13 protein-coding genes are annotated in these 13,378 nt (G+C 65.0%); 4 read left to right on the top strand and 9 right to left on the bottom strand.

The annotated features are described in order from the left end of the window. Positions 1–87: 87 nt before the first annotated feature. Both AB7G19_RS41645 and AB7G19_RS41640 read left to right on the top strand, forming a co-directional pair. The gene (locus AB7G19_RS41645) at positions 88–1,335 is read left to right on the top strand and encodes an MFS transporter (RefSeq protein ID WP_038942180.1); all 1,248 of its coding nucleotides are present in this window, start codon (positions 88–90) and stop codon (positions 1,333–1,335) included. A 177-nt stretch (positions 1,336–1,512) separates the two neighbouring features. Beyond that, positions 1,513–2,745, top strand: coding sequence for an MFS transporter (locus tag AB7G19_RS41640; protein ID WP_085403986.1), 1,233 nt, complete (start codon positions 1,513–1,515; stop codon positions 2,743–2,745). A 107-nt stretch (positions 2,746–2,852) separates the two neighbouring features. On the opposite strand, the gene AB7G19_RS41635 is transcribed toward AB7G19_RS41640, so the two are convergent. Continuing rightward, complete coding sequence (locus AB7G19_RS41635; RefSeq protein WP_441268806.1) at positions 2,853–3,347, bottom strand: VOC family protein; 495 nt, start codon at positions 3,345–3,347, stop codon at positions 2,853–2,855. A 90-nt stretch (positions 3,348–3,437) separates the two neighbouring features. After that, the gene (locus AB7G19_RS41630) at positions 3,438–3,983 is read right to left on the bottom strand and encodes a carboxymuconolactone decarboxylase family protein (RefSeq protein WP_014491220.1); all 546 of its coding nucleotides are present in this window, start codon (positions 3,981–3,983) and stop codon (positions 3,438–3,440) included. Between the two features lie 136 nt (positions 3,984–4,119). Here AB7G19_RS41630 and AB7G19_RS41625 point away from each other — a divergent pair, with 136 nt between their 5' ends. Together AB7G19_RS41625 and AB7G19_RS41620 are read left to right on the top strand one after the other, a co-directional pair. Further along, a complete protein-coding gene (locus AB7G19_RS41625) occupies positions 4,120–5,319 on the top strand; it encodes an acyl-CoA dehydrogenase family protein (RefSeq protein WP_085403984.1) in 1,200 nt (399 codons plus the stop codon). A gap of 135 nt (positions 5,320–5,454) precedes the next feature. Continuing rightward, positions 5,455–6,594, top strand: a complete 1,140-nt coding sequence (locus AB7G19_RS41620) for an acyl-CoA dehydrogenase family protein (RefSeq protein WP_085403983.1) — start codon at positions 5,455–5,457, stop codon at positions 6,592–6,594. Positions 6,595–6,872: 278 nt separating this feature from the next. Here AB7G19_RS41620 and AB7G19_RS41615 read toward each other — a convergent pair whose 3' ends face one another. From AB7G19_RS41615 to AB7G19_RS41585, 7 genes are all read right to left on the bottom strand, one after another. Then, positions 6,873–7,910 carry an amino acid ABC transporter substrate-binding protein gene (locus AB7G19_RS41615; RefSeq protein WP_063985936.1) on the bottom strand — a complete coding sequence of 346 codons (1,038 nt, stop codon included), beginning with the start codon at positions 7,908–7,910 and terminating at the stop codon, positions 6,873–6,875. 55 nt (positions 7,911–7,965) lie between these two features. Further along, positions 7,966–8,559, bottom strand: a complete 594-nt coding sequence (locus AB7G19_RS41610) for a L,D-transpeptidase (RefSeq protein WP_085403982.1) — start codon at positions 8,557–8,559, stop codon at positions 7,966–7,968. Between the two features lie 350 nt (positions 8,560–8,909). Next, a complete protein-coding gene (locus AB7G19_RS41605; RefSeq protein WP_085403981.1) occupies positions 8,910–9,884 on the bottom strand; it encodes a hypothetical protein in 975 nt (324 codons plus the stop codon). Positions 9,885–9,968: 84 nt separating this feature from the next. Then, on the bottom strand, positions 9,969–10,532 hold the full coding sequence (locus tag AB7G19_RS41600) for a thioredoxin family protein (RefSeq protein WP_085403980.1): 564 nt from the start codon (positions 10,530–10,532) through the stop codon (positions 9,969–9,971). A gap of 31 nt (positions 10,533–10,563) precedes the next feature. Further along, entirely contained in the window at positions 10,564–11,262 is a 699-nt protein-coding gene (locus AB7G19_RS41595) for a cytochrome c biogenesis CcdA family protein (protein WP_085403979.1), read from the bottom strand. A gap of 434 nt (positions 11,263–11,696) precedes the next feature. After that, positions 11,697–12,308, bottom strand: coding sequence for a sigma-70 family RNA polymerase sigma factor (locus AB7G19_RS41590; RefSeq protein ID WP_028151983.1), 612 nt, complete (start codon positions 12,306–12,308; stop codon positions 11,697–11,699). A 322-nt stretch (positions 12,309–12,630) separates the two neighbouring features. Next, positions 12,631–13,362, bottom strand: coding sequence for a response regulator (locus tag AB7G19_RS41585; RefSeq protein ID WP_028151984.1), 732 nt, complete (start codon positions 13,360–13,362; stop codon positions 12,631–12,633). Positions 13,363–13,378 lie beyond the last annotated feature (16 nt).

Genomic DNA, 13,378 nt, shown 5'->3' with positions numbered 1-13,378 from the left:
GCCTGCGCCCGTTTGCGCCGGTTGCCCGCCCTCCCACGCCCCTCCATAGTGCCGGGAATCAACAAGTCCTCTCGGGCGGAAATGCCGATGTTAGACGTGACTACAGCCCACGAAATCGCTGCCGACGCCCGCGTGCGTGCCAATGTGGTGCGCCTTGCGGCGGCGCAGGCGCTGACCGGCGCCAACTCGGCCGTGATCTTCGCCACCGGCTCGATCGTCGGCGCGACGCTCGCGCCCGACATGTCGTTCGCGACGGTGCCGATCTCGATGTATGTGCTGGGGCTCGCCGCCGGCACGCTGCCGACCGGTGCGATCTCGCGCCGCTTCGGCCGCCGCGCGGCCTTTATCGTCGGCACGGGTCTGGGCACGCTCACCGGCCTGTGCGGCTCGTTCGCGATTTTGCATGCGTCGTTCGCGCTGTTTTGCGTCGCGACCTTCCTCGGCGGCCTCTACGGCGCGGTGGCGCAATCCTATCGCTTCGCCGCCGCCGACGGCGCGAGCGCGGCCTACCGGCCGAAAGCTGTGTCCTGGGTGATGGCGGGCGGCGTGTTCGCCGGCGTGCTCGGTCCGCAGCTCGTGCAATGGACCATGGACGTCTGGTCGCCCTATCTGTTCGCCTTCAGCTTCCTGGTGCAGGCTGCGGTCGCGCTGGTCGCGATGGGCATCGTCGCCGGCGTCGACATGCCGAAGCCGGCACCGGCAGATCTGCACGGCGGCCGGCCGCTGCTCGACATCGTGACCCAGCCGCGCTTCATCGCGGCCGCGCTGTGCGGCGTCATCTCCTATCCCATGATGAATTTGGTGATGACCTCGGCGCCGCTCGCCATGAAGATGTGCGGCCTCAGTGTCAGCGATTCCAATTTCGGCATTCAATGGCACATCGTTGCCATGTACGGGCCGAGTTTCTTCACCGGCGCGCTCATTGCGCGTTTCGGCGCGCCCAAGATCGTCGCCGCCGGCCTGCTGCTGGAGGCCGTGGCCGCCGGCATCGGTCTCTCCGGCCTCACCGCGATGCATTTCTGGGCCACGCTGATCGTGCTCGGTGTCGGCTGGAATTTCTCCTTCATCGGCGCCTCCGCGCTGGTGCTGGAGACGCACCGTCCGCAGGAGCGCAACAAGGTGCAGGCCTTCAACGATTTCCTGGTGTTCGGCATGATGGCGATCGGCTCGTTCTCCTCCGGCCAGCTGCTGGCGAATTACGGCTGGTCGGCGGTGAACATGGTGGTGTTCCCGCCGGTGGTGCTCGGCCTTGCCGTGCTCTCGCTGGCGTCCTGGGCCCGCCGCCGCAAGGCGCGGCTGGACGCGGCGATGGGCGAATTCCCGGATGCGATCTGAGTTGGCAGGAGACTGTCAGCAGCGTTGATATTTCGATCCAGGTCGAAGTGATTTTCGGGTGAAGGGCTATTTAGATGTCGTCATGGCCGGGCTTGTCCCGGCCATCCACGTCTTTGCTACGTCGAAGGAAGAACGTGGATGCCCGGGACAGGCCCGGGCATGACGGAGTAAGCGCCAATGCTCGATAACCCTCAACAGCCCAGGATCGACGAATCCGCGCTCCGCTACGAAGGCTGGCGCATCGTCGCGGTCTGCTTCCTGCTCGCGACCTTCGGCTGGGGGCTCGGTTTCTACGGCCAGAGCGTCTATGTCGCCGAGCTCCAGCGCGCGCGGGGCTGGCCGGCCTCGCTGATCTCCTCGGGCACGACGTTCTTCTATCTGTTCGGCGCGCTGCTCGTCGTCTTCGTTGGCGAGGCCGTCAGAAAATATGGCCCGCGGCTCTGCCTGATCGCCGGCACGCTGGCGATGGCGGCGGCCGCGGTCGCGATCGGCGCGGTGCGCGAGCCCTGGCAGCTCTATCTCGCCGACGCCGTGCTCGCCCTCGGCTGGGCCGGCACCAGTCTCGCCATGATCACCAACACGATCAGCCTGTGGTTCGACCAGAAGCGCGGCATGGCGATCAGCCTGGCGCTGAACGGCGCCAGTTTCGGCGGCATCGTCGGCGTGCCGCTGCTGGTGACCCTGATCGGCCACATCGGCTTCGCCAGCGCGATGTACGCCGCCGCCGGCGCCATGCTGGTATTGCTGCTGCCGGTGATCCTCCTTCTCGTCGGCCGGCCGCCCGATCTTCACGGCTGGTACGCGACGGCGAAGGCCAGGCCGCAATCGTCGACGGAGATCCGCGCATGGGCGTTGCGCGACGTCGGCTTTCTCACGGTGACGATTGCGTTCGCGCTGGTGCTGTTCGCGCAGGTCGGCTTCATCGTGCACCTGATCTCGTTCCTCGATCCCGTGATCGGCCGCGAGCGCGCGGCGGTGGCGGTCGCGGTGCTGACCGCGATGGCAGTGATCGGCCGCGTGCTGTTCTCGATGGTGATCGACCGCCTCAACCAGCGGCTTGCCTCGGCGCTGTCGTTCCTCAGCCAGGCGGCGGCGCTTTGCGTCGTCATCAATTTGCACAACGACTATGCGCTGATCGCGGCTTGCGCGGTGTTCGGCTTCTCGGTCGGCAATCTCATCACGCTGCCGTCGCTGATCGTGCAGCAGGAATTCGACTCCGCCTCGTTCGGCGTGCTGATCAGCCTGAATACGGCGATCAACCAGGTGACCTATGCGTTCGGCCCGGGCGTCGTCGGCTTCCTGCGAGATCTCTCGGGCGGCTATACGCTGCCGTTCTATCTCTGTATCGCGCTGGAGGTGGCGGCCGCGGCGCTGATCATGGTGCGGGGGAAGCCAAAAGCGAAGCTCTAGTAGGGTGGGCAAAGGCGCGAAGCGCCGTGCCCACCATCGACCTCTCAACGTGCCTCGCGAGAGGTGGTGGGCACGCTACGCTTTGCCCACCCTACGAGACTACGGCATCACCCCTCCCGCTGCTTCAGCAACGCCTCGACATCCAGCCGCTTCGTGATCATCGCCAGCTTGCCATCCGGCCCGAGCGGCCATTGCTCTTTCGGCTTGTCCCAATACAGCTCCACGCCGTTCTCGTCGGGATCGCGCAGATACAGCGCCTCGCTGACGCCGTGATCGCTGGCGCCGTCGAGCGCAATGCCGGCCGACAGCACACGATGGAGCGCATCCGCCAGCGCCGGCCGCGTCGGATAGAGGATCGCGGTGTGGAAGAGGCCCGTCGTGCCCGGCGGCGGCGGCGAGCCGCCCTTGCTCTCCCAGGTGTTGAGCCCGATGTGGTGATGATAGCCGCCGGCCGAGATGAAGGCCGCGCCCGAGCCCATGCGCTGCATCAGCTCGAAGCCGAGCACGCCGCAATAGAAGCTGAGCGCACGATCGAGATCGGCGACCTTGAGATGAACGTGGCCGATCCTTGTGCCGGCATGGACGGCTGGGCTTTGCGACATGGTGCTGCTCCGTTGACCAACTCCAGATAAGGCCGGCTCCGGGACAGCGCTACCTGCCTATCCCGAAACCCATCGTTTCCGGATGCGAAACTATGAGAGCTCCGGCACCTCGCCCTCCGGCAGCTCGAACTCGAACGTGTTCAATGTCATGGATACCATTGTGTAATAGCCGCACAGCCCGATCACCTCGACCACGCCGCGCTCGCTGAGGACCTTCACCGCCGCATCGTAAAGCCCCTTCTCGACGCCATGGCCTTCATGCAGCGACTTCGCGACGTCGTAGATCATCTGGCCCTTGGGATCGTCGAAGACAGGCGTGCGGCGATCGCGGATCGCGTCGATGATCTCAGGATCCATGCCGCCCTGGAGCGCCAGGCGCTTATGCGCATACCATTCGTAATGCGCAGTCCAGTGCCGCGCCGTCACCAGGATCGCGATCTCCGAAAGCTTGGCAGGGAATATCGTGTCGTAGCGCAGGACTTCGCCGAGCCGCGTGGCGTGACGGGCCATGTCGGGGCTGTTGAGCCAGGCCATCATCGGCGCCGGCGGCTTGCCGCGCTTGCCGGCAATCGACTCGTCATAGGTCTGCCGCTGGCTCTCGTTCATTTCGCCAGGCGAAAGTAGTTTCAGGCGCATTGTTATTTCCTCTTTGTTTTCAAGCTCGCCGTGGCGGCGACTATAGCCGAATGCAGCGCCACGGAAGTGGTTGAATTCCACGGTGCGATGGCTCAGAGTCGCGCCCAACAAGTCTTTTTGATTGATGGAAACGACCATGAGTGAATCTGAACCCGCCGATCTTGAGAAATTCCGCGAGCAAACGCGCGCCTGGCTGGAAGCCAACTGCCCGCCGGAGATGCGCAAGCCGGTGACCTCGGACAGCGACGTGTTCTGGGGCGGACGCAATACGAAATTCGCGTCCGAGCCGCAGCGCCTCTGGTTCGAGCGCATGCGCGACAAGGGCTGGACCGTGCCGGACTGGCCTAGGGAATATGGCGGCGGTGGCCTGAGCGCTGCCGAGCACAAGGTGCTGCGCGCCGAGATGGCCAGGATGGGCGCGCGTCCGCCGCTGTCGAGCTTCGGCATCTGGATGCTGGGGCCGGCGCTGCTCAAATACGGCAACGAGGCGCAGAAGAAGGAGCACCTGCCTGACATCGCGGCGGGCCTGATCCGCTGGTGCCAGGGCTATTCTGAGCCGAACGCCGGCTCCGATCTCGCCTCGCTCCAGACCCGCGCCGAAAGTGACGGCGACGATTTCGTCATCACGGGGTCGAAGATCTGGACGTCTTACGCCAACTACGCCGACTGGATCTTCTGCCTCGTCCGCACCGATCCCGCGGCGAAGAAGCACGACGGCATCAGCTTCATCCTGTTCGACATGGCCTCGAAGGGCGTGACGACCAAGCCGATCCTTTTGATCTCGGGCTATTCGCCGTTCTGCGAAACCTTCTTCGACGGTGTCCGCGTTCCGAAGTCGCAATTGGTCGGCACCGTCAACCGCGGTTGGGACGTCGCAAAATATCTGCTGCAGCATGAGCGCGCGATGATATCAGGCATGGGCGAGCGCGGCGTCGGCCGGCCGCTCGGGCAGATCGCGGCGGATTCCGTCGGCACCGATGCACAAGGCAAGCTCGACGATTCCATGCTGCGCGGCCGGATCGCGAGCTTCGACGTCGACGAGGCAGCGCTCGCCGCTTGCGCCGAACGCGCCGTCGATCTCGCCAAGGCCGGCCAGGCGCATCCGGCGTTCTCGTCCGCGATGAAATATTACGGCACCGAGCTCAACAAGCGCCGTCACGAGATACTGATGTCGGCCGGTGGCGTCAACGCGCTGGAATGGGAGAGCGAGCGCTCCAGGCAGGGTGCCCGCCCGCGCGCCTGGCTGCGCACCAAGGCCAACTCGATCGAGGGCGGCACGACGGAGGTGATGCTCGGCATCGTCGCCAAGCGCATCCTCGATCTGCCGGGGGCGTGAGGCTTTCTGTCATTCCGGGGCGCGACGAAGTCGCGAACCCGGAATCCATTCTGCCGCCTGATGGATTCCGGGCCTGCGCCTGCGGCGCATCCCGGAATGACGACGACAAATAGATTTCGAATCGGAAACACGCACATGGCCCTCGTCCTCACAGAAGAACAATCGATGCTCCGCGATAGCGCGCGCGGGCTGATCAGCGACAAGGCGCCGGTGTCGCACCTGCGATCCCTGCGCGACGCCAAGGATCCCACCGGCTTCTCCAAGGAGCTGTGGCATTCCTTCGCCGAGATGGGCCTTGCCGGCCTCCTGGTGCCGGAAGAGTTCGGCGGCAGCGGCCTCGGCTTCATGGAAGCCGGTGTGGTGATGGAGGAGATCGGTCGCACCTTGATGCCGTCGCCGTTCCTCGCCACCAGCGTGGTCGCAGCCTCGGCGCTGAATCGCGGCGGCAATGCCGCGCAGAAGTCGGAATTTTTGCCGAAAATTTCCAACGGCTCGCTGCTCGCGACGCTCGCGATCGACGAAGGCGCCAAGCATCGCCCGCTTCAGACCAGCCTCCAGGCGGTGCGCGCCGGCAACGGCTTCAAGCTCTCCGGCGCCAAGGCGCTGGTCGTCGACGGCCACGTCGCGGACCTCTTCATCGTCGCGGCGCGCACCGCTGGCGCCGCCGGCGAGCGTGAAGGGCTGACGCTGTTCCTGGTCAATCCCAAGGCCAAGGGCGTTGCGATCGAGCGCACCATCATGGTCGATGCGCACAACGCGGCACGGATCGAGCTTGCCAATGTCGAGGTCAACGCCGATAGCGTGCTCGGCGAGGTCGATCAGGGTGCAGCGCTGCTCGACGGCGTGCTCGACATCGGCCGCGGCGCGGTCGCCGCCGAAATGGTGGGCTTGAGCGAAGAAGTCTTCAACCGCACCGTCGAGTACCTCAAGAACAGAAAGCAGTTCGGCAAGCTGATCGGCGAATTCCAGGCACTCCAACACCGTGCCGCCGAGCTCTATGTCGACATCGAGATCACCCGCGCCGCCACGATGAAGGCGCTCCAGGCGCTCGATGCCGACGTCGCCAAGGCCGCATCAAGCGTCGCCGTGGCCAAGGCCCGCGCCGGCACCACCGCCACCCGCGCGGTGCAGGAAGGCGTGCAGATGCATGGCGGCATGGGCATGACCGACCAGTTCGACATCGGCTTCTTCATGAAGCGCGCGCGCGTGTGCGAGGAGCTGTTCGGCGACGCGAACTACCACACCGAGCAGCTGGCAAGGGCGCGGGGGTATTGAGGCGAGTGGATGTGAGGCGCGAGGACGTGCCTCACACGCGGTGTCGTCGCCCGGCTTGACCGGGCGATCCAGTACGCCGCGGCCTGTCCGCATACGATTGACGTCTCGGAATACTGAATCGCCCGGTCAAGCCGGGCGATGACAGTTGAGAGTGTGGAGAAAGCTTGCCCCGAGCTCGTCATTGCGAGGAGCGAAGCGACGAAGCAATCCAGGCTGTCGCCGCGGAGGGATTCTGGATTGCTTCGCTTCGCTCGCAATGACGGCGGTGAGACCGCCGATTACCTCATCGGCGGCGCGTACTGCACGCCACCGGCATTCCACAGCTGGTTCATGCCGCGCGGGATCTTCAGCTTGGACTTCTCGCCGATGTTGCGCTCGTACATCTCGCCGTAATTGCCGACGTTACGGATGATGCGGACGACCCAGTCCTTGGTGAGGCCGAGCTGCTCGCCGTAATTGCCCTCGGTGCCGACCAGGCGCATCACTTCCGGCTTCTTCGACTTCAGCGCCTCGTCGATGTTCTCCGAGCTCACGCCGAGCTCTTCGGCGTTGATCATCGCGTAGAGCGTCCACTTCACGATCATCATCCAGTCGTCGTCGCGCTGGCGCACCACGGGCGCGAGCGGCTCCTTTGAGATCATGTCCGGCAGGATCATATGGTCGCCGGGCTTGGAGAGATTGAGCCGCAGCGCGTAGAGCTGCGAGACGTCGGCGCTCAGCGTGTCGCACTTGCCGGAGTCGTAGGCCTTCACCACGTCATCCAGCTTGTCGAACTTCACCTCTTCATACTTCATGTTGTTGGCACGGAAGTAGTCGGCGACGTTGAGCAGCGTTGTCGTGCCAGCCTGCACGCAGACCTTGCTGCCGGTCAGGTCCAGCGAAGTCTCCTTGTTGCGTGAACGCGGCAGCATGAAGCCGGCGCCGTCGTAGTAGGCCACCGCCGGGAAATAGAGGTCATAGTCGAGCTCGCGCGCCATGCTCCAGGTCGAGTTGCGCGAGAGGATGTCCACCTTGCGGCTCTGCAATTCCTTGAAGCGCTCGCTGGCGTCGAGTGGAACGAACTTGGCCTTGCCGGGATCGTTGAAGATGGCGGCTGCCACCGCGCGACAGAAATCGACGTCGAATCCGGTCCAGTTGCCCTTGTCATCGGGGATCGAGAAGCCCGGCAGGCCCTTGTTGACGCCGCACAGCACCTCGCCGCGGCGAACGGTGCGCTTCAGGGTGCGGGTATCGTAGAACTCATAGATCACCGCCAGGGCGCCGACCAGTACGGCAACGGCGAGCCCGATCAGCAGGCCGCCTCGAAAAGTGCGCATCATGTTGCTCTCTCGAAATAATCGGGAAAAGGACTATTCGCTAAGGCGAGGAAGATCAGAGTTCGGGCTTCTGTCGGATGACCACCTTGGTGCCAACCGGGACGCGATCGTAGAGATCGGCGACGTCATGGTTGACGAGACGGAAGCAGCCCGAGGATACCTTGGTGCCGATCGTATCAGGACGGTTGGTGCCGTGGATGCGGTAGACGGTGGTGCCGAGATACATGGCGCGGGCACCGAGCGGATTGCCGGGGCCGCCGGCCATGAAGCGCGGCAGATAGGGCTGGCGCTGGATCATCTCCGGCGGCGGCGTCCAGTCCGGCCACTCCTTCTTGTTGGTGATGTTCACCAGGCCCTGCCATTGGAAGCCGTCGCGGCCGACGCCGATGCCGTAACGGATCGCGCGCCCGCCCGGCTGCACCAGATAGAGGTGGCGCTCGGCGGTCGAGATGATGATGGTGCCCGGCGTCTCGGTGGTGCGGAAGTACACGACCTGCTTCTGCCATTCCGGCTCGAGCTGGTAGGCGTCGTCGGCGACCAGGCCCGGCTCGTCGCCGCGGTCAAGCTGCTGGGCGGAGGCGTATGAGGTGGTCAGGACCAGGCCCAGCACCGCGATGAACGCCCCGGTCAGGCGACGATAATCCGTCATTTCAAGCTCTCCCCGCTGCCACAGCGTAAATCATTCGGACCATCTGAACTCAGGGGCAGCTTCGTGGCAAGTTCATGGCGCGCCCGGCTGGTATGTCACGAGAATGCTTTGGTTTTTTGACGAGGCCGGGCAATGCCACAAACAGGGGGTGGCGCGAAAAGCAGTGCCGGCGCCATCCTCCGGGCGGCGGGCTGTCAAATCTGCATCCGTCAGGCCCTGGCTTGTCCCGCCTGCGCGGCCGAAGCCGCTTCGGCGAGGCGAAGGCCCGAGCATCCACGTTCTTCGTGCCCTGGGTAAAGACGTGGATGGCCGGGACAAGCCCGGCCATGACGACGTGGGCGTAGCGCGCTCTAAATCTTGCTATTCTCCGCCGCAATCCCAAGACGTCGGACGATTTCGGCACCCACCGCGCGAGCCTCGATCCGCGACCCGATTCGTGGGCTGCGAAAGCGTCGCCCCGAGCGCAATCGGATGGTGACGATGCAGTGCTCGTCCTCGGATCGGCCGCGGCGGTCGACGGTGATCGTCTTCACGTCGTGCCCCTCGATATGATCGGCGCGCGGCGTGCCGTCGCCCCACAGGCGTTCGACGCGGATATCGCTCTCGCGGATGATCCAGAACGCGCCGGTCACGAGGTTGGCGTATCGGTAAACCGCGAATGCGGCGATCGCGCCGAGCGGCAGCAGCAGGATGTCGACATGGCTGGGCGGCCATCCACGCCAGAGCTTGTAGGCGTAGGGAACGGCGGACAAGGCGACGGCGATCAGCGCGACGATCCTTATGTCCCGGGCGGAAAACGCCTCGAGCGGCTCGCCGAGACGCATCTCGGGATTGCTGGCATCGAGCGGATTGACGGGTGACTCGACGTCGGGGACATCGAACTGCGCGGCGATCCGCGCCACGGTATCGCGTACATGCGTGACGTCGGAGATCGGCGGGGACGTCAGGCGCTCCCCCGAGGCCAGCGTGAAGGCCAGCTGGAAACGGGCCTTCGCCCGCTTGCTGCCGGGAACCTGTAATCCCCTGATGTCGTCCTTCGCGACGATCCTGGTCCGGAGTTTTCCGAACGGCCGCTGTTGCCCGATCAGGATCTCGTTCGGCGTGATGATCCACACCACCGCAGGCGCCAGCATGATGCCGACCACGAACGCAGTTCCCACGAGGAGCGCGGCCACCGAGACGATCACCTCCAAAGTGTCGTGCGTGAACAGGCCCGGCGTGAAGCACAGCGCCACGGCGGCCGCAAAGCCGGACATGACCAGCCGCTGCGCGATCGAGGCGCCTTCGCGAAGGCGAATGTCGGGGCTGGTGGTCGCGTCGTCCATTGCGGGCGCTGATTCCGTCGCTCGGGAAACTCCACGGACGGGTCCGTGGAGTCAAGCAACAACGGCGGCAGCGGCGAGCCGGCCTCAGCTGCTGGCGTTCAGCAGCTTTGCCACGGTGCGGTCGATCTCGTCGTAGCGGCCCTCGCCCTCGTGCTGGAACACGATCTTGCCGCTCTGGTCGATAATGTATTGCGCCGGCCAATACTGGTTCTGGTAGGCGTTCCAGGTCTTGGAATCGTTGTCCTGCGCCACCGGATAGGTGATGCCGTGGCGCTTCAGCGCGGCCTGCACATTGGCGGCGGAGCGCTCGAACGGGAATTCCGGCGTGTGCACGCCGACCACGACGAGGCCCTTGTCCTTGTACTTGGCATAGAGGTCTGTGACGTGCGGCAGCGTGTTGACGCAGTTGACGCAGCCATAGGTCCAGAAGTCGACCAGCACGACCTTGCCGCGGAGGTCGGCGATGCTCAGCGGCTTCGAGTTGAACCAGGTGTTGATGCCGGTGAAGTCAGGTGCGGTCTGCTGGCTTGCGGCAGCGGTGACGACAGGGGTGGCGCGCACGGCCTCGTCGCAGATGCCGGGGATGACGGCGCCTGTCACGGCCATGCCGATCAGTGCGGCGGAGACGGCGAGCAGTTTGAAAGTCATGGAAGCGTCCTCCGGTGAAGATGAGGGATGATCACAGGCCGATCTGGCCGGTGGGATAGAATCCGGTGAGCCACGCCACGATCAGCGTGTCGTACTGGAAATAGGCGGCGACCGCGAAGGCGATCACGACGACACCAAAGCCCTGCTGCAGCCGCGGGGAGATCCGCGCGAGGCTGCGCACGCGCGTGGTCGCAGCCTGTCCGCCATAGGCGATCGCGAGCATCGGGATCGCCGCGCCGATGGCATAGGCAATCAACAGCACGCCGGCCCAGCTGGCGTTCTTCGACGTCGCGACCAGCGTCAGGATCGAGCCGAGCACGGGACCGGCGCAGGGCGTCCAGACCAGGCCGAGCGTGGTTCCGAGCACGAGGCCGCCAAGCGCGCCCTCGCGCTGCACGGCGCCGGAATTGCCGAGATCGAGCCAGCCGTTGAGCCGGATCGAGAGCCATTCGAACGGCGCCGGCCACAGCATCAACAGGCCGAAGCCGAGCAGCAGGATCGACGCGGCCTCGCGCAGCACGTTCGGATCGAAGTCGAACAGGCGCGTGATCGCACCCAACAGCAGCGCGGTCGCCGAGAACGAGACGACGAAGCCGAGCGCGATCATCGCGGGCCGCAAGTGCCCCGCCCGCCCGATCGAGGCGCCGAGCAGGATCGGCAGCATCGGCAGCGTGCAGGGCGCGGCGATGGTGAGGATGCCGGCAAGGACGGCGAAGACAAGTTCGAGCATCGGGCACTCGTGAAGGAGGTCACGAGGGCAGTTCGGGATGGCTGCGCGCGTTGTTACGTGGCGTCACACGTTCGTGAGGGGGCGGCTGCTTGGTGTGGGGCGTGCCGGGCGGCATTGCGAGGCAGCCCTGTTGGCCACGGCGCCGGCGCGCTCCCTCCCCCGCAAGGGGGGAGGGAATGATGGAGCGGTGCCCGCCTCACTTGGGTGGCGAGAATGGGCCTCAGCCCGCCAAACACAAAACGACCCGGAGGGGGGCATCCCGTCCGGGTCGCTGGAAGTCTTGGGAGGTTTAACGAAACCGTATGTGAGCTTTGTAGGAGGGAAGTTTTTCCGCCTGATGTTGTGCTTTGTTTCAATTATTTCGTCGGCGGTAACACTTCCGTGTCCGGGGACCGGGCCGAAACTTCGGTCCTATCCCATTGAAATCCTTGGTCTTAGGCGGCGAAACGGTCGACGCCGGCGCCCTTAAGCAAATCGGCCAGTTGCTTGCGCGCATAGAACATCCGGGTCTTCACCGTGCTCTGCGGGATGCCGATGATCTGACCGACCTCCTCCACCGACTTCTCATGGTAGTAGACGAGGTTGATGATCTCGCGATGCGCGGGCGACAGTTTTTGCACGCAGGCGCGCAGAATGGCGCTGGTGTCGTTGCGGTCGAGCGAGGTCTCGGGCGTCTCGGCATCGTCAGGAATCTGGCGCACGTCGTCCTGGTCGATGTCCTCGAAGCGGCGCTGGCGCATCGCGGTCAGCGCCTTGAAGCGTGCGATCGAGAGCAGCCAGGTCGAGACCTGCGAGCGGCCCTGGAACTGGCCTGCCGTGCGCCACACGTCGAGGAACACCTGGCTGACCAGGTCTTCCGCCGTGGTCGCGTCACGCACGATGCGCAGGATGAAGCGATACACCCGCACATTGTGCCGGCAATAGAGGATGTGCATGGACGTCCGGTTGCCGTCCGCAATGCTCTCCAGGAGCATGTCGTCCGAGGTCGCCTGAGCGGCAATGATGCTCTGGCTGGCTTGGGCGTTGATGGCGATGACGTTCGGCATTGACTTAGCTCCCCGTAGCGCCGCAACCGAGCGGCGTTTCCTTGGACCAAAGTGTTAATCAGCGAACGTTTCGGGACGTCTGCACGAAAAGCGAAAAATGGTTTCGTGCGCCGCCAAATTGTTTCGTCGGACAGACCGCGACGAAACATTCGGGGCGAAAAGCCGTGGAATTTCAATGTACGGAAAATACGGGGGTGAGGATTGGGGAGCGCCCGGGGCCGCCGGGAACGAAATTCCGGGCTTCGCGTTCGGTCGCGCCACCCATGCCGGCATTCCAGGGCGCGAAGCGAGCCCGGGACGACAGCGGTAGGCGTCGCGCGACTTACGCCTTCTCGCCCGCGGGCGAGAACAGATAGCCGCCGCCGCGGATGGTGCGGATCACGGCTGGCTTGGTCGGGTCGGGCTCGATCTTGCGGCGGATGCGCATGATGCGCAGATCCACGGCGCGGTCGAAGGCTTCGGCGTCGCGCGCATTGGCCAGTTCGAGCAGGCGCTCGCGCGACAGCACGCGCTTCGGATTGGCCGCGAACACCTTGAGCAGCCCGAACTCGGAGGCGGTGAGCGGGTGCTCGTTGCCTTCGTCGTCGCGCAAGGCCTGCGCTTCGAGGTCGAGCCATTTGGTGCCGAAGCGCACCAATTGATCCTTGTCCGATTTGGCGGGCGCGGTCTCGGCCGCCTTCACCGGCGTGCTTCGCCGCAACACCGAGCGGATGCGCGCCATCAGCTCGCGCAGCTCGCAGGGCTTTGCCACGTAATCGTCGGCGCCGAGCTCGAGACCGACGACACGGTCGATCGGGCTTGCGGTCGCCGTCAGCATGATCACGGGCACGTTGATGCGGCTCTTGAGGTCGCGGATGATCGAGAGGCCGTCTTCCTCGGGCATGTTGAGGTCGAGCACGACGAGGTCCGGCATGCTGCCGTCGATCGCGGTGCGCAAGCTCTTGCCGCCGTCGCACAGCGTCACGGTGAAGCCGTGCATCTTGAGGTAATCGCCGACCATCTCCCGGGCCGGGGCCTCGTCGTCGACGATCATGATGTGCTGGCTTTGGGTCATATCACTCAGATCTCGG

The organism is Bradyrhizobium sp. 215_C5_N1_1, from assembly GCF_052075935.1.
Classification (GTDB): domain Bacteria; phylum Pseudomonadota; class Alphaproteobacteria; order Rhizobiales; family Xanthobacteraceae; genus Bradyrhizobium; species Bradyrhizobium barranii.
The sequence above is the reverse complement of the archived record's forward strand: the minus strand, read 5'-3'. Positions and strand labels throughout refer to the sequence as shown.